At 36.7% G+C, this 21,226-nt stretch carries 24 protein-coding genes; 19 read left to right on the top strand and 5 right to left on the bottom strand.

The annotated features are described in order from the left end of the window. The first annotated feature begins 79 nt into the window (after nucleotides 1-79). From U9M49_RS19450 to U9M49_RS19440, 3 genes are all read left to right on the top strand, one after another. Complete coding sequence (locus tag U9M49_RS19450; protein WP_095372082.1) at nucleotides 80-673, top strand: DUF6944 family repetitive protein; 594 nt, start codon at nucleotides 80-82, stop codon at nucleotides 671-673. A 50-nt stretch (nucleotides 674-723) separates the two neighbouring features. Further along, nucleotides 724-1,122 (top strand): hypothetical protein, encoded by a 399-nt coding sequence (locus tag U9M49_RS19445; protein ID WP_095372083.1) that lies wholly within the window; start codon nucleotides 724-726, stop codon nucleotides 1,120-1,122. Between the two features lie 535 nt (nucleotides 1,123-1,657). Next, nucleotides 1,658-1,816: a hypothetical protein gene (locus U9M49_RS19440; RefSeq protein ID WP_180316939.1), complete on the top strand. Its 159-nt coding sequence runs from the start codon at nucleotides 1,658-1,660 to the stop codon at nucleotides 1,814-1,816. A gap of 63 nt (nucleotides 1,817-1,879) precedes the next feature. On the opposite strand, the gene U9M49_RS19435 is transcribed toward U9M49_RS19440, so the two are convergent. From U9M49_RS19435 to U9M49_RS19420, 4 genes are all read right to left on the bottom strand, one after another. Continuing rightward, nucleotides 1,880-2,395, bottom strand: a complete 516-nt coding sequence (locus tag U9M49_RS19435; protein ID WP_180317064.1) for a DUF3189 family protein — start codon at nucleotides 2,393-2,395, stop codon at nucleotides 1,880-1,882. Nucleotides 2,396-2,642: 247 nt separating this feature from the next. Beyond that, nucleotides 2,643-2,879 (bottom strand): peptidase G2 autoproteolytic cleavage domain-containing protein, encoded by a 237-nt coding sequence (locus U9M49_RS19430; RefSeq protein ID WP_322910408.1) that lies wholly within the window; start codon nucleotides 2,877-2,879, stop codon nucleotides 2,643-2,645. A gap of 5 nt (nucleotides 2,880-2,884) precedes the next feature. Then, nucleotides 2,885-3,283 carry a peptidase G2 autoproteolytic cleavage domain-containing protein gene (locus U9M49_RS19425; RefSeq protein WP_322910407.1) on the bottom strand — a complete coding sequence of 133 codons (399 nt, stop codon included), beginning with the start codon at nucleotides 3,281-3,283 and terminating at the stop codon, nucleotides 2,885-2,887. Between the two features lie 158 nt (nucleotides 3,284-3,441). Further along, nucleotides 3,442-4,485 (bottom strand): hypothetical protein, encoded by a 1,044-nt coding sequence (locus tag U9M49_RS19420; RefSeq protein WP_322910406.1) that lies wholly within the window; start codon nucleotides 4,483-4,485, stop codon nucleotides 3,442-3,444. A gap of 259 nt (nucleotides 4,486-4,744) precedes the next feature. Here U9M49_RS19420 and U9M49_RS19415 point away from each other — a divergent pair, with 259 nt between their 5' ends. Then, nucleotides 4,745-5,152, top strand: a complete 408-nt coding sequence (locus U9M49_RS19415) for a YugN-like family protein (RefSeq protein ID WP_095373616.1) — start codon at nucleotides 4,745-4,747, stop codon at nucleotides 5,150-5,152. On the opposite strand, the gene U9M49_RS19410 is transcribed toward U9M49_RS19415, so the two are convergent. After that, nucleotides 5,149-6,168, bottom strand: a complete 1,020-nt coding sequence (locus U9M49_RS19410) for a potassium channel family protein (protein ID WP_322910439.1) — start codon at nucleotides 6,166-6,168, stop codon at nucleotides 5,149-5,151. The two genes, U9M49_RS19415 and U9M49_RS19410, sit on opposite strands and share 4 nt — an antisense overlap. A 75-nt stretch (nucleotides 6,169-6,243) precedes the next feature. Here U9M49_RS19410 and U9M49_RS19405 point away from each other — a divergent pair, with 75 nt between their 5' ends. From U9M49_RS19405 to U9M49_RS19335, 15 genes are all read left to right on the top strand, one after another. Next, nucleotides 6,244-6,885 carry an SDR family oxidoreductase gene (locus U9M49_RS19405; RefSeq protein ID WP_322910405.1) on the top strand — a complete coding sequence of 214 codons (642 nt, stop codon included), beginning with the start codon at nucleotides 6,244-6,246 and terminating at the stop codon, nucleotides 6,883-6,885. Nucleotides 6,886-7,260: 375 nt separating this feature from the next. Next, nucleotides 7,261-8,070 carry an endonuclease I family protein gene (locus U9M49_RS19400; protein ID WP_095372088.1) on the top strand — a complete coding sequence of 270 codons (810 nt, stop codon included), beginning with the start codon at nucleotides 7,261-7,263 and terminating at the stop codon, nucleotides 8,068-8,070. 233 nt (nucleotides 8,071-8,303) lie between these two features. Beyond that, nucleotides 8,304-10,268 (top strand): asparagine synthase-related protein, encoded by a 1,965-nt coding sequence (locus U9M49_RS19395; protein ID WP_095372089.1) that lies wholly within the window; start codon nucleotides 8,304-8,306, stop codon nucleotides 10,266-10,268. Further along, nucleotides 10,228-10,353 carry a paeninodin family lasso peptide gene (locus U9M49_RS19390; protein ID WP_157733906.1) on the top strand — a complete coding sequence of 42 codons (126 nt, stop codon included), beginning with the start codon at nucleotides 10,228-10,230 and terminating at the stop codon, nucleotides 10,351-10,353. The genes U9M49_RS19395 and U9M49_RS19390 overlap by 41 nt, the downstream gene beginning before the upstream one ends. Before the next feature lie 208 nt (nucleotides 10,354-10,561). Beyond that, nucleotides 10,562-11,515, top strand: coding sequence for an aldolase (locus U9M49_RS19385; protein WP_095372090.1), 954 nt, complete (start codon nucleotides 10,562-10,564; stop codon nucleotides 11,513-11,515). Continuing rightward, nucleotides 11,484-11,783: a lasso peptide biosynthesis PqqD family chaperone gene (locus U9M49_RS19380; RefSeq protein WP_095372091.1), complete on the top strand. Its 300-nt coding sequence runs from the start codon at nucleotides 11,484-11,486 to the stop codon at nucleotides 11,781-11,783. The genes U9M49_RS19385 and U9M49_RS19380 overlap by 32 nt, the downstream gene beginning before the upstream one ends. Beyond that, nucleotides 11,776-12,252, top strand: coding sequence for a lasso peptide biosynthesis B2 protein (locus U9M49_RS19375; RefSeq protein WP_095372092.1), 477 nt, complete (start codon nucleotides 11,776-11,778; stop codon nucleotides 12,250-12,252). The genes U9M49_RS19380 and U9M49_RS19375 overlap by 8 nt, the downstream gene beginning before the upstream one ends. Continuing rightward, entirely contained in the window at nucleotides 12,246-13,433 is a 1,188-nt protein-coding gene (locus U9M49_RS19370; RefSeq protein WP_157733907.1) for a nucleotidyltransferase family protein, read from the top strand. Before U9M49_RS19375 ends, U9M49_RS19370 begins: the two co-directional genes overlap by 7 nt. 100 nt (nucleotides 13,434-13,533) lie before the next feature. Further along, the gene (locus U9M49_RS19365) at nucleotides 13,534-14,283 is read left to right on the top strand and encodes a YveK family protein (RefSeq protein ID WP_095372094.1); all 750 of its coding nucleotides are present in this window, start codon (nucleotides 13,534-13,536) and stop codon (nucleotides 14,281-14,283) included. Then, nucleotides 14,243-14,908: a CpsD/CapB family tyrosine-protein kinase gene (locus U9M49_RS19360; RefSeq protein WP_095372095.1), complete on the top strand. Its 666-nt coding sequence runs from the start codon at nucleotides 14,243-14,245 to the stop codon at nucleotides 14,906-14,908. Before U9M49_RS19365 ends, U9M49_RS19360 begins: the two co-directional genes overlap by 41 nt. A gap of 262 nt (nucleotides 14,909-15,170) precedes the next feature. Next, nucleotides 15,171-16,997 carry a polysaccharide biosynthesis protein gene (locus U9M49_RS19355; RefSeq protein ID WP_095372096.1) on the top strand — a complete coding sequence of 609 codons (1,827 nt, stop codon included), beginning with the start codon at nucleotides 15,171-15,173 and terminating at the stop codon, nucleotides 16,995-16,997. Between the two features lie 20 nt (nucleotides 16,998-17,017). Continuing rightward, a complete protein-coding gene (galU, locus tag U9M49_RS19350) occupies nucleotides 17,018-17,899 on the top strand; it encodes a UTP--glucose-1-phosphate uridylyltransferase GalU (protein WP_095372097.1) in 882 nt (293 codons plus the stop codon). Then, nucleotides 17,896-19,059: a glycosyltransferase family 4 protein gene (locus U9M49_RS19345; RefSeq protein WP_095372098.1), complete on the top strand. Its 1,164-nt coding sequence runs from the start codon at nucleotides 17,896-17,898 to the stop codon at nucleotides 19,057-19,059. The genes galU and U9M49_RS19345 overlap by 4 nt, the downstream gene beginning before the upstream one ends. Next, nucleotides 19,022-20,101, top strand: a complete 1,080-nt coding sequence (locus U9M49_RS19340; RefSeq protein WP_322910404.1) for a glycosyltransferase family 2 protein — start codon at nucleotides 19,022-19,024, stop codon at nucleotides 20,099-20,101. Before U9M49_RS19345 ends, U9M49_RS19340 begins: the two co-directional genes overlap by 38 nt. Then, nucleotides 20,101-21,225, top strand: a complete 1,125-nt coding sequence (locus tag U9M49_RS19335) for a glycosyltransferase family 1 protein (RefSeq protein ID WP_233435205.1) — start codon at nucleotides 20,101-20,103, stop codon at nucleotides 21,223-21,225. The genes U9M49_RS19340 and U9M49_RS19335 overlap by 1 nt, the downstream gene beginning before the upstream one ends. Nucleotide 21,226 lies beyond the last annotated feature (1 nt).

The following is a 21,226-nucleotide window of genomic DNA, read 5'->3' as shown; positions in this document are numbered from 1 at the left end:
ATGAAAACAACGGCACATAACTCTTTAATAAGTAAGAGTATCAATTACCCCTTTAGTTGTCGAAAGGATTATTAAGTTAATGATTATTTCAGGAGAAAAGCTTGTAATTTCTGGAGCCATTATACTTGCTATAGGTGCCGTTGTTGAGGGCATAGGTCAAACAGAATCATCTTTTACGGGCACAGATTTAGGTAAGGATCTTATTGTAGAAGGAAATTCAGTTGAAGCATTTGGGAATTCTTTGCAGGCTGTGGGGAGAACGCTACTACTAAATGACAAAAGAGAGGTCACACCTTCAGAGCTTTATACTATTACAGGAGCATGGCTAGAAGCTGCAGGAAATACAGGGAATGCGGTAGGAATAAGTATTGAACTGTCAGGGTTAGAAGAAGATGGAATTCTCATTGATACTCTTGGTAGTGAAGTTCAAGGTCTAGGTGCAGGACTTGAAGCATATGGTGCATATATTTCGGAGGATTCAAACTTTAGAGCTCTAGGCATTTTAGGTAATGGACTTATATCTTTCGGATCCTTTGTTGTAGCAATTGGGAATATCTTTATATTAAATAATTTTAGAGATAAAGGAGATTTAATACTTTTCATTGGAAGTTGGTTACAAGTGATCGGATCTTTTATTTTAATATTCGCAATAAATAAAGAGTTTGTCACTTAGTTCTTTTACAAACTTTTTTTAAGGAGAAATGTTAGTAAGGGGGTGTTATTATGAGTAAACAATATGCACAAACAATACAACTAATTGGTGGGAATATCATTAATATTTCTCAAGTGATATCTCCAAAAATAAATAAGAATAGACTTATATTAAATAAAATTGAATATATTGATAATATTACTAAATGCATTAATTCAGGCTATAATTGTTTATTTTCGATAGAAAATACTGAAAAATCAACAATAATGAACAGTGAGCTTAAATCTTTAGTAAAAGCATATAGGAAACTAATAATATGTTTAGAAGATTTATTACAGGAAATAAAGGGATCACCAAATATCAAAATTGAAAATTTAAGTACCCATTTTGTTAATCTAGAAAAAATAGAAACAGAACTATATTTAGCTACAATGCAAATGATAGAAAAAATAAATAAAAAAAACAAGTAAAACTTATATGCTAATAAGGAATGGTTTATATTATTTTAGGTGTAATTATATAAAGAGTTTTAATAAGGGGATTTGATCTCTAGTTAAAATACCTGTCGCATTTACTGCATTATTTAATTTTGTTAAAGCATCCTGGAGAATTTTTTTACTTGTTCTTAATCTAGGATTAGAAATAATTATTCAATTATCATGCTCAATTTGTTTAACTCCTTATTTCTTAGCTCAATTATTAAATATGATAAGCAGAAAAAATCAGGTGAAATGATGATATTAGCCAAGAAACATTTCTAGGCTAATATCATAATGCTAAAAGACGAACTGTACCATAAATTTATTAGATGAAAAATATTGCATTTGATATCGTCATTGTGTGGTTTTAGAAGTTGTTGGTATTTTATGCATTTAAAGCTGTTCTTCTTTTTAATTATATAATTTAAGTATATTCAAAAATAACAACTCTGGGCGTTTAGGTATAGGATTTATATTATTCAGATCCTTCATATCTTAGATTATTTAGATGGAGGTATAGTTCAATATGAATAAAAATAGTAATAGTTCAATTGAAATCGAAGAAGCTAAAAATATTTATATAGGAAGATTATTTACATTGGGTGGGTCAGTTTTATTTTTAATTGGATCATTAATAGCAGCAATTGTAGGTTACCAAGCTTATATGAGACTTTTAAATGGTTAAACCCCTCTATATAGAAGGGTTTTTTTGTATAAGTGACAACCTTATTATATACTTTAAAGAACATCAAGCCTGGTATTTTTTGTTTTCGATTTTAACGATTAATTGATTCGATTCTTTAGCCACTTTTTTTGTCTCCATTACAAGTTGAAAGATGTTTTCGCTACAACGCTGTGCCCCTTTAATTAAAAGTGGCACCCCTATGGAATCAATTCCAAGACCTCGTGAAAAAAAGCCTCCGAGTGTCATAGCTAACGGTACAACAGGAGAGGTATTAGAAAATATTATTTTTTTATTCATAGTTTGATGCTGTAGAGATAAAAGTTCACTAAAATTATATAGTGATTTTACAGTTAGTTTGGATGATCTTCTCCCGATAGTATAAACCGTATTACCATCACTATCAATTCCATGATAAATAAACTCCCCAGCGTCCTTCTTTTTTAGCTTGTTAAAGTACGGAACAGATAAAATCTCTTCTTTACTTGGTATTAAATTAGTATCACTCAAAATATTTAGGTGATAGGCAGCGGCTAAAGAGGTGGTATGGGTACCTCCAAAATCGTGATATATATAGATGATTTTTTCTTTCATATCCATCCATCCTCTCTTTTATAATTAGGGTAATCCTACTTCATTCTTTCCATAAAAGTAGCCTATTATAATTCCTTGGAGATTCTTGAGAGGAGCCAAAAGGTGGAAATGATAATCGAAAAATAGGAGAACCGGCTTAAGAGTGGTAATTATAAGTTAACCAGCTCTCGATAATAGCTATGAGAAACGTCTCTGTGCTCAGTTAACTTTGATCCTTCCATAGTACTTGCCAACTCTATTTAAACATGACTAGTATCTGATTAGAACTTATTCTATCCAACACACGGTAACCTGTTTCTGAATATGTGGCGATTCCTTCATCATTCGGTAAACAGTAACCATTAATTGAGCAACTACCATCATCAGTCACTAGCAATTGACCGAGTAATCCAACTGTTACCCACTCTTTACGTTTACTTCTTGGTATATAAGATTGCTGTGAATCGTATGCGGGGGTTAATTTTGGTGCCACTCGCGTTACTTTGCGAGGTACTCATCATTAGAGTCACTTGGAATTTGTTCATATTGAGTACGGCCCCATTGATTCTTTAGATACTTATGATGCCAATGCAGTTCAGCGGCATTCCCCTTAATGGCGGAGGCAGCACTTGTAATGCCTAAAATATAGCTGTCTGCGCTGGTTGCTATTTTCACCTTTTTACCTTGTAATGTGATAAATCTACCTGGTGTAATGCTGTTTCCATCAATCGTTTCAAACATTTCAGCATAGTCAGCGCCATTTTCATGAAGTGTACCATCGATAAATAAATCTCCTGTACATCCTTGGAGTAGCGCAGCTGAACCTCTGTTGCTAGCACTTGTTCCATTACCGACATGCCAAGAATAATTGTCTGTTGTTTCTCCATATATTCCCATTATATGTGAACCGATATTTGTAGCTATATTTTGAAACCCTTCAGCATGAGAAAAAACACCTTGGGCTACATTATTTTGTCCTTCTACATGAGCGGCTTGACCAGTCGCGTTATTGTTGACACCCTCCGCATGTGAGGCATTCGCTGTAGATAGGGTATTTAAACCTTCTGCATGAGCACCTGTGCCGCTTGCGGTGGTTCCGTAACCTTCAGTATGCGAACTATTACCAGAAGCAGTATTGGGTAAAGAAGCGTTATTTGCATTCGCTCCCCTTCCACATGGGCCCCATTTCCAGAGGCGATATTATTGAACCCTTCTGCATGTGCATAGTTTCCACTAGCGGTGGTTCCTCTTCCTTCTGCATGAGAATAATCCCCACTTGCTAGTGTTGTATTTCCTTCAGCGTGAGCGTTTATACCTTCTCTTCTTGTACGAGATCCTTCGGTGTGCGACGCGTATCCTGCTGCTGTCATTTCTATTCCCTCGGCATGGGTAAAAGCATTTGAAGCAACAGTTGAACTTCCTTCAGCGTGAGAAACATAACCGCTTGCTTGGGTGAAAAGACCTTCTGCATGAGCAAAGCTATCAGATGCTACGCTGGTACCACCTTCTGCATGTGAAGTGGAGCCAGATGCAGTCGTTAAATATCCTTCTGCATGAGAGTTAGTACCAGAAGCGATAGACCCTTGCCCTTCTGCATGATAAATACTCCCAGAAGCATTTGGCTGAAAGCCTTCCGCATGAGCATAAGAATTATTTGCAACTGTACTTCTTCCTTCTGTATGAGCAACAAAACCACTTGCTTCAGTGTCCATTCCTTCCGCATGCGTGTAGTCACCACTAGCTGTTGTTGTATTCCCTTCTGCATGGGCACTAAGACCACTGGCTAAGGTGAGTGTTCCTTCCGCATGAGCTGACTCACCTTCAGCAGTTGTTAAACTCCCTTCCGCATGAGAAGCGTCACTAACAGAAGTGGTTTGAAACCCCTCTGTGTGAGCAGCTGTGCCAATAGCATTTGTTTGGCTCCCTTCCACATGAGAAGCGACTCCAGTAGCTAATGTTTCAAACCCCTCCGCATGAGAAGCATTACCATCAGCAGTCGTTGAATTCCCCTCCGCGTGAGCAGCTTCACCGTTTGCATTTGTATTTATTCCACCTGCATCAGAACAGGCACCATTTGCATTGCGATTACATTCTGCCATTACATAATTCTCTCCTTTCATACGGGTTAATAAAATTATATAGATGTATTTTTAAAAGAGGTTAACTGAAGGCACTCTGTATACATTTACCCTTCATCTGCTTTAACTTATGAGTTGAGCACTTATCACGATTGTATGTTTGTCCATTAAGGTTAGCTATTTTTGCGAAGAAGCCTAAAGAGAAGTGAAAAGCGCTAGTATTAGTGAGAGGGAATAGGGTAAAACTAAGCAAAATATGATGTTGAAAGGAATGAAAGCAATGAGAGAAATTCATTCTAATATCGAGGGAAAGCAATATCACTTGTTTAAACTGGAGCAGTTATTAAAACCAATGGGTTATACAATTGGAGGGAATTGGGATTATGACCATGGTGCGTTTGATTACAAGATTGATACGAACAATGGTTATCATTTCTTACGTATACCCTTCAAATCCATAGATGGTCAATTAGATACAAGCAATTGTACAGTAGAACTGGGAACACCTTACCTCTTGTCACATATTTACGAGAGCAATATTGATGAAAATAACGCAAATATCGGTAATTTCTCTGCTTCATTTAATCAATTTCAGGCACCAGTTGATAAGGACGGAGAAGTTACCGAAAGATATGTAGCTATAGGTCACGAGCTTGTTAAAGAACTAGAGGGGATTTTGCAATATTAATTTTTTATCGTGATAAGCAAATCCTCTGCTTGAAGTGAAAACGGGTGAGGGGGATGAATAATCATCTCTTCTCCTCGTTTGATGCCAAGAATCAATATATCTTCATTCATTAAGCTAATACTTACATCACGAAAATTAGCCCCAATATGGTCAGTCAATATGGGCTCAATACCTAGTCTTCTTTGATCAATTTGCCTTAGTAAACTGAGAAATGCCGTAACCATTTCTCTTGAAGTAAGGCTACTAATCATGACAAAGCTTGTTAATAAGTTCGTTTGCACGATTTCATCTGCGCCTGCTCGCTTCGCATTTTTCATCTGTTCAGTTGTTAGGATTTCTACAATACAAGGTAAGGATGGATTCATTCCTTTAACAGCAATTAACGTCAAGATACTGTGCATATCTGCTTGGTGTTCGTCTTTGTTTTGATCAGCGGTAATAATCAATTGTCTAGCGTCCATTACACTTGCTTTCATGAGCACATCATCTCTTTGTGGATTGCCTTTGACGAAATGAAGGTTTTGGTGGGGCAATGGATTTTCCTCCAATGTTTCATCAATTAATGTGACGGGTACGCTATTAACATAGCTACATATCGTTTTCAAAATTTCTCTCGAACGAGCATTCCAACCGATGACAATAATATGATCACGGTCTTTAAACTTGAAATTTCCTTGAATATAGTCATTTTGCTTAGCGACAGCGGCAGTAGACAATGCAACGAAATAAGAAGCAATAAAACCTGCTCCTGTCAAAACAAGGACAATTCCTGCTAGTCTTCCGACAACAGAGTGAGGCACAAAGTCACCATACCCGACAGTTGAAGCAGTTATGACAGCCCACCAGATACCATCAAACCAAGTAGGAAAACTATTTGGCTCTAATAAGTGAACAAAACCGCCAAATAGGATAATTGTCATCAGTGCCATGATGAGTATACGAAAGACCAATGGTAAGCGAGTGAAATAAGAATACAGATAATGTGGCATTTTATAAACTCCCCTAGAAAATAGTATTATTTAGTATAGGTGAAAATCCATTTTCATAAACGATTTTCACCGATAAATGAAAAGGAAGAGAGGAGAAAGAGAATGAAAGTATTAGTAATAGGAGCGAACGGGCAAATTGGTAAACAAGTGATGGATAAATTAAGTGAAACAACCGGTGATATACCTGTAGCAATGGTAAGAAAAGAAGAACAATTAACTGATTTTAAAAACCGTGGGATGGAAGCGGTCCATGCATCATTAACTGGTACGGTTGAAGATTTGGCTAAGGCTATGCAAGGATGTGATGCTGTTGTCTTCACAGCAGGATCAGGAGGCCATACAGGATATGACCAAACATTGCTCATCGATTTAGACGGCGCAGGTAAAGCAATCGAAGCAGCGGAAAAAGCCGACGTTTCTAGATTTGTGATGGTTAGTGCCATACATGCGAATGACCGAGAAAAATGGTCAGCGATTGAGCCATATATGGCAGCTAAACATTATGCTGATAAAATGCTGATGAATAGCTCATTAGACTACACGATCGTACGTCCTGGTGGCTTATTAAATGAACCAGGAATAGGGAAAGTGAAGGCTGCTGCTTCTCTTGAAAGAAATACAATTCCACGTGAAGATGTGGCTGCAACAATCGTTGAGGTGCTTCATAATGATCAGACCATTCATAAATCATTCGACCTCGTTACAGGGGAGGAAACGATAGGTGAGGCGCTAAAAGGGATTTAGTAAAAAAAATACAGAGACATGGAAATAAATAGAAAGAAACTAGAGCAAATTCTAATAGAGAATTTGCTCTAGTTTCATTTGGAAACAATCTGTTTATAATTTCGTTGCCGACATACTCATGAATTTTTCTTCATATAAGGAATCCCTCCAATTCAAATTAAAAAACGACGAAGAGTACTCAGCTGCCTAAAATGATATTTCCAATTCATTGCTGCAGTTTTTAGATAGATATTACTTTCAGCATTCATTGCATAAAAAATAGTCATATGAGGGGAGGAAAACTTCTATTAAATAAAACCTTCCTGTTGGTGCTGTTCAAATATTTATTTTTCATAGATAATATTCTTTTAAGTACTTTATGAAGGAGAGGAAACAATGGGCATACGTTCTTTTATCCCATTATTAGTTTTATTGAGCTTGTTAGTTAGTTGTACGCCAGAAGGGGAATCCCCATTTACAGAGGGAAGACAAACAAATGATTATCAGGTTGATAGTGACTATTATAAAGAGGCAAAAGGGAAAACGGGAGATGAATTAAAAGCAGCACTTCATGAGATTATAGATGATCATAATGAACTGACTTATCGTGAGGTATGGGAAGCGTTAATGGTGACAGATGAAGATCCACAAAATAGAGACAATGTAATTTTATTCTATAGTGGAAGATCGCAAGACAAGGACTTAAAAGGTCCAGATGCAGATGACTGGAACCGTGAACATATTTGGGCAAAATCCCATGGTGGATTTGATACTGATCCAGGTGTAGGAACAGACCTGCATCATTTAAGGCCGACGGATGTAAGTGTAAATGCTTCTAGAGGAAACTTAGATTTTGATAATGGTGGAAAAGAACATCAGGAAGCAAAGGGTAATTATTATGATCATGATTCTTTTGAACCTCGTGATGAAGTGAAGGGTGATATTGCCAGAATGCTTTTCTATATGGCGGTACGTTATGAGGGAGATGATGGCGAGTTAGATTTAGAATTGAACGATAGAGTCAATAATGGACGCACGCCTTTGCATGGAAAATTATCCGTTTTGTTAAAGTGGCATAAAGAGGACCCTGTAGATGAGAATGAACAACGTAGAAATCAATTCATCTATGAAGAATTTCAAAATAACCGCAATCCCTTCATTGATAATCCTGAATGGGCATTTGCTATTTGGGATGATGAACAGTAAAAGTGGAATAGAGTAAGTCTGGTATAATTGTAAATTTTTTTACATTTCAACCAGACTTTTTTTACTTCACGAGAATGAAAGGCAGGCTCATTTTAGCAATAAACAAAATAACTTTAATTTTAAAAAAATAAGCCATTTGTATCAAAAACAATATTGACAGTTGATTTGTATGATGTTAGTTTAAAAGTACTTACATGTTCTTTATAAAGAACTAACAAAGAGGGAGGTAGCGCATGACAGCAATTACTGGTATATGGAGCTTCAATGAGTGGGAAATTCCCGTTCATTATGGGGATAGGATGTTGCAACAGTTTCAAGGGTTCCGTTATGATCAAGTGCAAACAATAAGAGAGCGCCGCCTATTCTTAAGTTGTTCTTTAAATTGGATTACACCACAATCTATGGGTGAGGAAATTCCTTATTATAATCGAGAAAAAGGGTTAGCTATTATATGCAATAGTATTATTGATAATCGCGAAGACTTATACCAGCTATTAAATATTCGGAAGTATGAGAGATATATGATTACCGATAGTCAACTGATTTTATATGCCTATGAAAAATGGGGAGAAGATTGTCCTAGGTTTTTAGTCGGTGATTTTGTATTCATGATTTGGAATGACAAAAAACAAACATGGTTTGGAGCTAGAGATTTCTCAGGCACGAGAACATTATATTTTACTAAAAATGCTTTGTTCTTTTCATTCGCATCGACTATGGGTGCACTACTGACTTTACCAGAAGTAGAAGATACATATAATGAGAACTGGATCGCTGAATATCTTGCTAATCCATTAACGATAGAATCAGTAGATTTAACCTCAACAGTCTATCAATCAATCTATCAAATTCCACCTTCACACTCAATCACGATAACGAAACATCATACGCAGTTTAAACAATACTGTCACCTACTAGAAGAAAGAGAACCGCTTAAACTAAAGAATGATGAACAATATATTGAAGCATTTCAAGAATTATTTCAAAAAGTAGTTGATTCTAAATTAAGAACATTTAAGGGAAAAGGTGCTCATTTAAGTGGGGGGTTGGATTCAGGTACAGTCACTGCATTTGCGGCCAAATCATTACAAGGGGAACCGTTACATACTTTCAGTTACATCCCTATTCCCAAGTTTGACGATTGGACACCCAAAAGCAGACAAGCGAACGAAAGACCATGGATTGAAGAGATGCTTAAGCTATACCCTACTCTCGTTCCGCACTTCTTATCTTTCTCTGACCGTAATGCTTATACAGAAATGGATGAGTGGTTGAATGTGATTGAATCACCTTATAAATACTTCGATAATACGTATTGGTTACGAGGGATTTACGAACAAGCATCAGCTTTAGATATAGGTATTCTCCTCAATGGCCAACGTGGCAATTGGACCATTTCTTGGGGTCCAGCGCTTGATTACTATGCAAGTCTTCTTAAAAAGTATCGATTATTACATTTTTTTAAAGAGACTAATTCCTATAGTATCGCTTTAGGTGTTGATCGAAAAAAAGTTTGGTCGACTATTATAAATAAAAAAATAAGAGCATCCCATGTGAATCGGGGGCATCCTTTTCCACAATTTATTCATCCTGCATTTGCAAGGCAAACAAAGGTGTATGAAAAATTAAGAGACAACGGCATTGACCAAGCGGGGAACGGGCTAACTAATGCATATCAAGTGAGAGAAAAACAATTCAATGACCTCTATTATTGGCATACAACAGGGGTATATGGCGCAAAAATGGCCTTGAAATATGGAGTAATTCCTAGAGATCCTACAGATGATTTACGAGTGGTCCGTTTTTGTTTATCGCTTCCGGAGGATCAATTTGTGAAAAATGGATTCAATCGTGCCTTTATTCGTAGAGCAACAAAAGGATATTTACCGAATCTTAATCGATTAAATGTGAAAAGCAAGGGTGTGCAAGGTGCAGATGGGCTGCTGCGTCTCCTACCAAATTGGTCGTCTTTTCTAAATGAAATGGAAAAAGCACTAAACGATCAGCGCATTCAGTACTTTATCGATGTGTCAGTCATCCGGAACCATCTAAAGCGTATTCAGCAACCACAAGCAAACCAGGTGTTTGATGATGATTTTCGCATAGCGATGCGGACACTCATTCTTTACCGTTTTCTTATTAAAGGAGGTGAAACAAGTGACAAAAATTTGGCAAACACCCACTTTGCAAGAACTTGAAATAAAAAGAACAATGGGAGGACCAGGATTAAAAATCCCGGATGCTGTCCAACCAGATGAAGATGAAACCATTCATCATTCGTAAGCACATTAAAGGAAACGGCCCTTGTGCTTATGTATAAGGGCTTCTTAGAAAAGAGTTGGAGAGATAATTAGTTTAATTGACGTTTCGTGCGCTAAATATGGACGCTATTACTCTTTGGTATAGCTTAAAAAAACAGGATAAGCAGCGTCCTTTCTTTTACGCTTATAGGCAGTGGTGTCTGGCGCTTTTCTAAGAAAGGAGGATCGTTTTGGATAAGAAGACACATAAATATCGGGCATTCGGTTTATATGTATTAAGTGATATTCCATTTAAAGAACTTGTTGCTACCGAAGAATCTGAGCCTTCTAATCCTATTGAGATGATTAGTATTAAACAAAGAGATTTATCATCTATATGGGATAATTATGGAGAGAAAAGAAAATTTAAAGTATTAACAGATCAATCCGTTCTATTTACAGTTAATGAAACGGCAACTTTCTATATTGAGGGGGGCAGGAGCATTTATTTTGATCCCCATCCTAGTAGTTCAATAGATAAGGTCCGTTTGTTTATATTAGGATCGTGTATGGGTGTACTGTTAATGCAAAGGCGGATATTACCCCTTCATGGAAGTGCAGTAATGAAGGATGGCAAAGCCTATTTAATTGTCGGAGATTCAGGGGCAGGAAAGTCGACACTAGCTTCGACGCTTATTCTTAAAGGATGGTCGTTATTAAGTGATGATGTCATACCTATTCAATTAGTAAACGGCACGGCCTATGTAGTACCGAGCTACCCACAACAAAAACTATGGGATGAAAGTATTAAAAAGTTAGGTTTATCAGTTACAAGTTATCATCCTCTTTTTGATAGAGAAAATAAATATGCTATACCTGTACAGAATGTATTCACACATCACTCGGTTCCACTTGCAGGTATTTTCGTCCTACATCAGGTGAATGAAAGACCAAAAGAAATACACCCTTTAAATGGGTTGCAAAAAATTGAAGTTTTGGATGCTCATACATATCGTCCTTTTATGATCGGGCGGTTAGGACTATTAGCTTGGCATTTTGATTTATCGGTTAAGATTGCTAGTCAAATTCCTATGTATGCGATCGAGCGGTCGAACTTATTTTCAGCATATGAGCTGGCAGATACGATTCATAACTTGTTTGAGGAGGAGCAGAATGATAACAAAGAAGCCATTGTCAATCAATGATATCGTGAAACAAGTAAGTGGAAATATGGTAAGTGATATGAACGGTGAGAAAGTGATGCTGAATATTGAAAACGGTAAGTATTATAATTTAGGTGTCATTGGTGGTGAAATCTGGGGAAAGATGCAAGAAGGCGTGTTAATCTCTTCTCTCATTGTGCAAATGCAAGCAGAATACGAAGTGGAGCAAATCAAGTGTGAAGAAGAGGTGTTTTCCTTTCTTGATCAGCTTTTAAAAGAAGGGCTTATTGAAGTACATCAACATGAATAGCATACTTTTTCATAAACTTAAACATTTTCTTGCTCTTCCCTGGGAGAAAAAACAATTATTAATAGAGGCCCTAATTTATCTAGCTTATGCAAGAATCTATAAGCAGTTACCATTTTCTAAAGTTTCACATCTATTAGGTAAGCATATGAAAGAGACAGAACAAACACAGGACCTTCATAGAGAGAATCCTATTCAACAAATTTCTGAAGCAGTACATCATATGAGTCGGTATACGTTTTGGGAGAGTGAATGCTTAGTGAAGGCTGTTGCTTGTATGAAAATGCTTGAAAGAAGAGGAATAGAAAGTACTTTATATTTAGGGACTGCAAGGGATGATTACGGTGAGTTTGTCGCTCATGCATGGTTAAGAAGTGGTACTTTCTTTCTGAGCGGGGCGCATGAAAAAGATAAGTTTACAATTGTTAGTATGTTTGCATGTATACCGAAAAAGGAGAAGGAGAGATGGTAAGAACGTCATTGGATAATCAAAATTTACCTTTAGAAATGCAGTTGATCGTATCATTGATGAAAAATGAAAAGCAATTAGTACTTTCATTATGTACCAAGGTAGATTGGGATCAGTTCCTGCTAGCAGTAAAGCATCATCGAATATTCCCGCAAATATATCATGCAATAAATGAACAAAGGGTAGCTGATAAGATGCCAGCATATATATTTACAAAAATAAAGAAAGATTATGAGCAGAATATCTATCGTATGCTGCATTTGACTGCGGAAATGCACACACTCTATTTGCAGTTTCAACAAGCATCTCTACCGCTTCTTTTTCTCAAAGGTCCGATACTAGCTAAAGAGCTTTACGGTGATCTGTCTTTGCGTACTTGTGCTGATATTGATTTGCTGGTGCCGATTGAACGTATTGAACAAGCAGAACAATTAATGCTCCTACAAGGTTATGAAAAAGATGAATATATTGAATCGGTGCTGGATGATTGGAAATGGCGACATCACCACTTTACCTATTTTCATAAGCAACATCGAACGAAGGTAGAAGTTCACTGGCGCCTTCACCCTGCACCAAGCACAGAGCCCCATTTTACCGAGTTATGGGAGAGAAGAAGAGAAAGCCAATGGAGTAGTCAAATTAGCTTTCCTTATTTAGGTGAAAAAGATTTATTCTATTTCTTAAGTACTCACGGTGCTAGGCACGGTTGGTCAAGGTTAAGATGGCTGTTCGACATTCATCAGATCTTGTTACAGGGAAGTTTTGTGAATGATAAGGACTGGTCACATCATTTAACCCAATACAAATACGATAAAATCGCTGGGCAGGCATTATTATTATCAGTGAAACTATTTAATTCAAATGTAAAATCAACATGCATGGATAAGCGCGCATCAATAAAATTAGCAAGAGGGGCATCGTTTTATTTTCACCAATTGGTTTCGTTACATGATCATCATGTACCAAAGGAAATTGCTCATTATCATGCGCAATATTTACGTAGTTTATTTACTTTGAAGCAGAAGTTCATTCATTATTTGCAATGGTTCTATCCTTTGTCCGAAGATTATCAAGCATTCCCGTTACCGAAAAAATGGTTCCCACTCTATTATGTGATAAAACCTTTTCTATGGCTAAATAGGAAACGGCAAATACTACAAAATGCAAGAAAGAAAACTTGTTGACTTGTTCTTTATAAAGAACTAAAATAAAATCAATCTAATCTAATTCTATTTTTTTACTCTTTTTGTTCTTTATAAAGAAAATACAAAAGGTGGATTACAAATGAACAGATATTTGAATGAACCTGAGGCTAAAGAAATACAATTACCTGAACTATTTAAAGTCATTAAGAAAAGGTTTTGGCTGGTGCTTCTTTTTACGTTGCTTGCTTGTGGGATTGCTTTTATTTATCACTTATTAAATAAACCAACGTTACTCTATCAAAGTGATACGAATATTATTATTGGGGCAGAAGTAGGGTATCGAAATACTCTACAGGTCATCATTAGAGACACAGTGGTGTTAGAGGAAGTAATTAAAGAATTGAGATTAGCGGAAACAAGTGATCAATTAGCGAATAAGATTGCTGTTACGAGTGTTGATGATACGCAGGTGGTGAATATAACCGTAGTTGATTCACATCCAGAAAGAGCCGCTTTAATTGCTAATACTACAGCAAAAGTGTTTATTGAAAAAATCCCGACAATTATGGATTTTGATGAAGTCAGCATTTTGTCGGAGGCAAGAACAAACCCGACCCCTATTAATGAAAGTAATGGGCTGAATATAATAGTAATTGCAGGGGTATTAGGTTTAGTTGCGGGAATAGGCTTTATTTTTCTATTAGACTCATTAAATGATTCTGTAAAGTCAGAAAGCCAGCTTGAGAGATTAATCGATGTGCCAACAATTGGTACTGTTTCAATCATACATACAAAAAATTTGAAACAAAAGAAACAAAAACAAACAATGAAAGAAAGGAGGAAGACTAATGGTCAATATGCGGAAATGGAAAATCGGTACGAGCAATAAGGGACGAAACTTAGTCACTTATTTGTACCCTCATTCTATCATTTCTGAACAATTCCGCACGATAAGAACAAATATCCAATTTATCAATGGTGAGAAAAAGCATATGGTCTTGCTTATTACTTCACCAGATCGTTATGAAGGTAAAACGACAATGATAGGCAATATTGCTGTATCAATTGCGAACCAAAAAGAGAAAGTACTCTTGATTGATGCTAATTTAAGAAATCCAGCATTACATCAAATGTTTATGGCAGCTCAAGAGCCTGGTTTAACAGATGTATTGAAAGGCGATGCAATACAGGAAGAAGTGACTATTTCTACGCAAATTCCTGGCCTAAAACTATTGCCTAGTGGGAAGATTCCATCCAATCCCTCAGAACTACTTGGTTCTAGTGTCATGAAGAAGCTCATAGCTAAAGTTAGTCCATTATATGATGTAATTTTAATTGATTCCCCTTGTTTATTAGATGTTACTGATACAAAGGTGTTAGCGAATGTTAGTGATGGTGTGATACTCGTCGTAAAACAAGGGCAAACAAAAGCAGAACATGTCTACAATGCTAAAAAAACACTACAATATGCAAAGTCGAACATTATTGGCACCATCTTGAATGGAAGCCATTAATTTTTTTATGATTGTTCGTTATAAAGAATATTTAAGGTGATGTCTCCTTGCCTTTATCTAAGAGAGATACTCGGTCATGCTGTGGGTTGAAAGAAACCTTAGACGCCCTGTCGTCAAGAGTGTGGTGAGAGGGGGGGTTAGATGCCCTGTTTTACTTTTAAAATATTTAATGTCTTTACATGTGTTGAGACTTGTATTAGTTCTAATCATTCACTGATGGTATAAGTCATTTGAAATCCTGAAGCAAGGGAGGGATGATATTGTGTCATACAGACTAAAGCTTATATTTTCGTTATTGATGGATGCAGTATTACTATTGAGTTCTTTTATATTTACGTATCTATTACTCCCAACTTCGATCTCATACAATCAAGCTATTATAATTTATAGTTTATCACTTCTATTTTATTATATCTTTGCTTATAAAGAGCAATTCTATGAGCAATTATGGTCCTATGCTAGTATTCGAGAATTTCTCATTATTCTCAGGCTTGTAGGAACGACAGTCTGTTTAACAATGATTACATACTACATGTTATTAAAAGCGTTTCTTCCACAATTTACAATCATTTATAGTTTAGTGTTGCTTATTATATTAACAAGTTCGAGATATGGCGTAAGAGTCTATCGAGAACAAATGCAAGAGTTAGCTATTAATAAGAAAAAAACATTAATTATTGGTGCTGGTTCAGCAGGAGGGATGCTTGCCAAACAATTGATGCAAGGACATGATCAATTAATTCCAGTCGGATTTATTGATGATGACTCTAGGAAGCAAGGCTTGTATTTAGCAGGCTTAAAGGTTTTAGGGAAGGTAGAACAATTAAGAGAGATTGTTCAGGAAATGGGTATAGAGCATTTAATCATTGCTATCCCTTCACTTAAAAAAGAAGAGCTCGAAATCATTTTTAATGAATGTACCAAAACGAATAGCAAGACACAAACACTACCCTTTATTGAAGATATTGTCATGGGAGAAGTAAAAGTCAATCATATACGAGATGTAAAGGTGGAAGATTTACTCGGAAGAGAGCCGATTCTCTTAGAGGACAATAGCATTTCGGAGTATATTGCCAATCAAACGGTACTTGTCTCTGGTGCAGGTGGTTCAATTGGTTCAGAGATTTGTCGACAGATTTTAATTTTTTCACCGAAGCGTTTGATTCTTCTCGGTCATGGAGAAAACAGCATTTATTCCATATTATTAGAACTGGTAGATATGAAAAGTGATAGCGAACTGATTCCTGTTATTGCTGATATTCAAGATAAAGAACGCATGATTCAAGTCATGAAAAAATATCAACCGGCAGTTGTTTATCATGCAGCCGCCCACAAGCATGTACCATTAATGGAAGAACATCCAGAGGAAGCAGTAAAAAATAATATAATTGGTACAAGGAATATGGCAGAGGCAGCTCATCAGTCACAAGTCAATGTATTTGTAATGGTGTCAACAGATAAAGCAGTAAATCCAACAAGTGTAATGGGCTCATCGAAGCGTCTTGCAGAAATGCTTGTTCAACAAATGAATAAAGTAAGTACAACTCGTTTTGTTGCGGTAAGGTTTGGCAATGTATTAGGTAGTAGAGGGAGTGTTATTCCCCTTTTTAAAAAGCAAATCGAAAAAGGGGGACCAATTACTGTCACGCACCCTGATATGGTGAGATATTTTATGACCATTCCTGAGGCGTCAAGGCTTGTGCTACAGGCAGGTGCACTAGCATTAGGTGGTGAGATATTTATTTTAGATATGGGTAAACCGGTAAGAATATATGATTTAGCAAAAAATTTAATTAAACTTTCCGGCTATACAACTCAGGAAATAAGTATTAAATTCACTGGTATTCGCCAAGGGGAGAAGTTATTTGAAGAACTATTGAATAAGGAAGAAATGGACGATCAGCAAATTTACCCACATATTTATATTGGGAAAAGCGCCACTCTTTATATTGAAGAGATTGAAAGTTTAATTGATTTATATCCTGTGATGAGTAAAGAGGAATTAAGAGAACGATTGTTAACCCTTGCAAACCGAAAAGAAACGCCAGAGAAACAGCAGGAAATTGCTAATATGTTATCACTATCTTAATGAAGAAGGAGTGAGTAAGTATGAGGCAAGTAAGAAAAGCGATTATTCCAGCTGCCGGTTTAGGAACTAGATTTCTTCCTGCAACAAAAGCAATGCCAAAAGAAATGCTACCACTTGTCGATAAACCGGCAATTCAATACATTGTAGAAGAAGCAGTTGCTGCTGGTATTGAAGATATTATTATTGTTACAGGTAAAGGGAAAAGGGCAATAGAGGATCACTTTGATTATTCTTTTGAACTAGAACAAAATTTAATGAGCAAAGGTAAATTTGAATTATTATCAGAAGTGAAGAAGTCATCTCAACTGGCCAACCTTCATTATATCAGACAAAAAGAACCGCTTGGGTTAGGACATGCCATATGGTGTGCACGGAAGTTTATTGGCGATGAGCCGTTTGCGGTCTTGTTAGGTGACGATATTATTGAAGGATTTACGCCTTGCATAGCTCAAATGATAGAACAGTATGAAGAGCATAAAGGCACGATTCTCGGGGTGAAAAAAGTGAAAGACGAAGAAGTATCAAGGTATGGCATCATTGATGGTGAAATAGTGACGGAAAGACTTCATACGGTTCGTTCTTTAATTGAAAAGCCAGACCTTAATCAGGCACCATCTAATTTAGCTATCATGGGGCGATACATCCTACCACCGAGTATTTTTGATATTCTTTCATATCAAGAGCCAGGGAGGGGGAATGAAATTCAACTAACAGATGCGTTAGCTACTTTAAATCATAGTGAACCGATATTTGCATTCGAATTTCAAGGAGAGCGCTATGATGTTGGTGAGAGACTTGGTTATATTCAAACATCCATTGAATTTGCTTTAAAACGTGAGGATTTACAAGAGGAGCTGTTAGGTTTTCTACAAACGATAACAGAAAGATATCCAATCAAATGACAGCAAAGAAACTGCTATTAGTTGCCACAGTCGACTATCATTTCAAGGCATTTCATCTCCCCTTTATGCGACAACTATACGAACAAGGTTGGGAAATCCATATAGCGGCTAAAGGAGACTTAACCTTACCTTTTGTATCCAAACAGCATCGCCTCCCAATAGAAAGGCATCCGTTGAAAAAAGCCAATCTATATGCGTACAAGCAGTTGAAAAGCTTAATGGAGATTCATCAATACGATATTGTTCATTGCCATACACCCACTGGTGGATTACTTGGTAGATTGGCAACTTTTAGTTTGAAGAAGAAGCCATTACTATTTTATACTGCCCATGGATTTCATTTTTGCAAAGGTGCACCACTACTTAATTGGCTTATCTATTATCCTATTGAAAAAACCTTGGCGCGGAAAACGGACTGTTTAATTACGATTAATCAAGAAGATTATGCCTTAGCCACTAAGGCATTGAAAGCGAAGGAAATAGCTTTTATCCATGGAGTGGGCGTCAATGTAGCGCAATATCAGCCAATTGATAAGGAAATAAAGGAAAAACTAAGAGAAAAGCATCTGATTGAAAAAGAGGCTTTTTTATTTTTTTATGCAGCAGAGTTTAATCGAAACAAAAACCAAAGGCTTTTACTACAAGCGTTTAAGAAAATAGCGAAACAACACCCATCTAGCCAATTACTATTAGCAGGAGAAGGACCGCTGTTATCAGATTGTCAAAGGCTTGCTACTGAGCTTGGAATTGATCGTCAGGTAGTATTTCTCGGCTTTACAAATGAAGTGAAGGAATGGTTACAAATGAGTGATGTGGCTGTGGCTTCTAGTTTAAGGGAGGGCCTCCCAGTGAATATTTTGGAAGCAATGGCTTGTGGCCTACCCATTGTAGCTACTATGAATCGAGGGCATCATGAATTGATCAGGGACAGGCATAATGGATATCTTATAGCAGCGACTGATGTTCATCATTTCGCCGAAAAAATGGAGAGTCTTATACATTCTGAACAAGAGAGAGAGAGGTTCGCTAAAGCAAATAGGCAACTTATTAGCAAATATTCAACTGAAGTCGTCATGGAAGAATTAATGATCCTTTACGCTAAATACACGCAGGAGAAGAAAGATGAAAGCAATCATCAGCATTATCGTGCCTATATATAATATGGAAATGTATATTGAAAGATGTCTACATAGTTTGCTCACACAAACATTTAAAAGAATTGAAATTATTGCCGTCAATGATGGTTCAACCGATCAAACGGGGGACATTCTTTCAAAATTTCAAGAGAAGGATAAAAGGCTGAAGGTCTTCTACCAGGAGAATAAAGGTGTCTCCCAGGCCCGTAATTTTGGACTAAAGCACGCGGAAGGAGAGTATATTGGTTTTGTCGATCCTGATGACTGGGTTCACCAAGAGATGTATGAGGCATTATATGAAGCGCTTCAACGAGAGCAGGCAGATATCGCTATGTGCCGATACACACGAGCGTATCAACACTTTTCTAAGGAAAGATACTTCCATCACTTGAAAGAAAAAACCTATAGAGATCAAGCCTATAAAGAACAAATTGTCAGGCGATTAGTAGGTCCAATTAAGGAAGAAGTATCTGATCCTAGTATGCTTGATGCTATGGGAACCGTTTGGTCAAAGTTATACCGTAAAAATTTATTAACAAAACAACCTATCTTTTTTACAGATTTACATCATATTGGATCAAATGAGGATACCCTTTTCAATATGAAAGTGATGAGCCTAGCTGACTCTTTTGTTTATGTCGATCGGCCTTTATATCATTACTGGAAAGAAAATGAACATTCACAAACGAGTGAATATAAATCGGATTTATTTCAGCTTTGGCAACAACTTTATGATGAAATGAATCATTGCATAAAGGAATATTCATTCAGTCGTCATGCCCAATCAGCTTTAAATAATCGTATTTGCTTAAATATGATTGGTTTAGGCTTAAATATCCTTGCTTCTAAAAGCCAACTAACGATACGAGAAAAAATCAATGAAATAGATAACATATTAAGTGCACCTATTGTTAGAGAGGCTTTTAAAGCGTTGGATCTCAGCTACTTTCCATTCGTTTGGAGGGTATTTTTTGTTTGTGCCCGTTCACGTTCAGCTAGCAGTGTCTACTATATGCTTATGATGATTGATAAATTAAGAAAAAAACGCTGGGGGGGTAGGTCATAATGGAATTAAGAGTGTTGCAAGTGGTAACGATTATGAATCGTGGTGGGTTAGAGACCATGTTAATGAATTATTATCGTCGGCTTAGGCATGTTGGCATTCAATTTGACTTCATTGTCCATCGGCAGGAAGAAGGTCATTATGACAAGGAAATTAAGAGGCTAGGTGGTCGTATATTTCATATGCCATCCATTCGCCCAGGCAATTACCAAAAATACTTTAAACAATTGGACACCTTTTTTGCCGAACACGCATATTATCGAATTGTACATGCTCATTTAAACGAAAACAGTAGTTTTGTTATGCGTGCAGCATATGATGCTGGAGTGCCGTGTCGGATTGCGCATAGCCATTTGAGCGATTTACATATAGATTTTAAATGGCCGTTTCGCAAGTATGCAAGATTATGCATGAAGGAATATCCTAATTATTACTTTGCATGTTCAGAACGTGCTGGGGAATGGTTATTTACATCATCATCTAAGAACAAGGTAATTGTTTTACCTAACGCAGTAAATGTGAGTCAATATCTTTATCATTTGCCAGAGCGAAAGCGGATAAGAAGAGAATTGGGCGTGGATGATTCTTTTGTAATTGGTCATATTGGGCGCTTTAATTATCAGAAAAATCATGATTTCATCATAGATATTTTCCAATCTATATCTGATAAAAGAAAAGACGCTGTTTTAATTTTAGCTGGAGATGGTGACTTAATGCCACAAATAAAGAAAAAAGTTCACAAGCTAGGGCTAGAACAACAAGTGAAATTTTTAGGTGTTAGAGAAGATATTCCTTCGCTTTTGCAATCCTTGGACGTCTTTTTATTCCCTTCTCATTTTGAAGGTTTACCTGTAGTTTTAATTGAAGCACAAGCTGCAGGTCTCAGTTGCCTTGTCTCTGATACGATAACGGCAGAAGTGAATCTGACGAATAGGGTAACATTTGTGAGCTTATCTAGAAAGGCTTCTGAATGGGCAGATAAACTGTTGCAATTAGATAACCAACATAAGGATACCTCTACGGAGTTAAAAGTAGCTGGTTATGATATCGAGACCACGAGTCAGTGGTTATCTACCTTTTATAACGAATATAACGATACTAAACATCATGCAAGCGGGACGAGATAAG

Source organism: Cytobacillus sp. OWB-43, assembly GCF_034651445.1.
Lineage (GTDB): Bacteria > Bacillota > Bacilli > Bacillales > Cytobacillaceae > Cytobacillus > Cytobacillus kochii.
Note: the sequence above shows the minus strand (reverse complement) of the source record. Positions and strands in the feature narration are given on the sequence as shown.

Bases quoted from the DNA above. Each gene is read 5' to 3' on its own strand.
- U9M49_RS19420 (WP_322910406.1), bottom strand. From the start codon at position 4,485: ATGGCAGAATGTAATCGCAATGCAAATGGTGCCTGTTCTGATGCAGGT.
- U9M49_RS19380 (WP_095372091.1), top strand. From the start codon at position 11,484: ATGATAACAAAGAAGCCATTGTCAATCAATGATATCGTGAAACAAGTA.
- U9M49_RS19450 (WP_095372082.1), top strand. From the start codon at position 80: ATGATTATTTCAGGAGAAAAGCTTGTAATTTCTGGAGCCATTATACTT.
- U9M49_RS19425 (WP_322910407.1), bottom strand. From the start codon at position 3,283: ATGGGAATATATGGAGAAACAACAGACAATTATTCTTGGCATGTCGGT.
- U9M49_RS19405 (WP_322910405.1), top strand. From the start codon at position 6,244: ATGAAAGTATTAGTAATAGGAGCGAACGGGCAAATTGGTAAACAAGTG.
- U9M49_RS19340 (WP_322910404.1), top strand. From the start codon at position 19,022: ATGAAAGCAATCATCAGCATTATCGTGCCTATATATAATATGGAAATG.
- U9M49_RS19365 (WP_095372094.1), top strand. From the start codon at position 13,534: ATGAACAGATATTTGAATGAACCTGAGGCTAAAGAAATACAATTACCT.
- U9M49_RS19375 (WP_095372092.1), top strand. From the start codon at position 11,776: ATGAATAGCATACTTTTTCATAAACTTAAACATTTTCTTGCTCTTCCC.
- U9M49_RS19370 (WP_157733907.1), top strand. From the start codon at position 12,246: ATGGTAAGAACGTCATTGGATAATCAAAATTTACCTTTAGAAATGCAG.
- U9M49_RS19335 (WP_233435205.1), top strand. From the start codon at position 20,101: ATGGAATTAAGAGTGTTGCAAGTGGTAACGATTATGAATCGTGGTGGG.
- U9M49_RS19445 (WP_095372083.1), top strand. From the start codon at position 724: ATGAGTAAACAATATGCACAAACAATACAACTAATTGGTGGGAATATC.
- galU (WP_095372097.1), top strand. From the start codon at position 17,018: ATGAGGCAAGTAAGAAAAGCGATTATTCCAGCTGCCGGTTTAGGAACT.
- U9M49_RS19345 (WP_095372098.1), top strand. From the start codon at position 17,896: ATGACAGCAAAGAAACTGCTATTAGTTGCCACAGTCGACTATCATTTC.
- U9M49_RS19440 (WP_180316939.1), top strand. From the start codon at position 1,658: ATGAATAAAAATAGTAATAGTTCAATTGAAATCGAAGAAGCTAAAAAT.
- U9M49_RS19395 (WP_095372089.1), top strand. From the start codon at position 8,304: ATGACAGCAATTACTGGTATATGGAGCTTCAATGAGTGGGAAATTCCC.
- U9M49_RS19400 (WP_095372088.1), top strand. From the start codon at position 7,261: ATGGGCATACGTTCTTTTATCCCATTATTAGTTTTATTGAGCTTGTTA.
- U9M49_RS19415 (WP_095373616.1), top strand. From the start codon at position 4,745: ATGAGAGAAATTCATTCTAATATCGAGGGAAAGCAATATCACTTGTTT.
- U9M49_RS19360 (WP_095372095.1), top strand. From the start codon at position 14,243: ATGGTCAATATGCGGAAATGGAAAATCGGTACGAGCAATAAGGGACGA.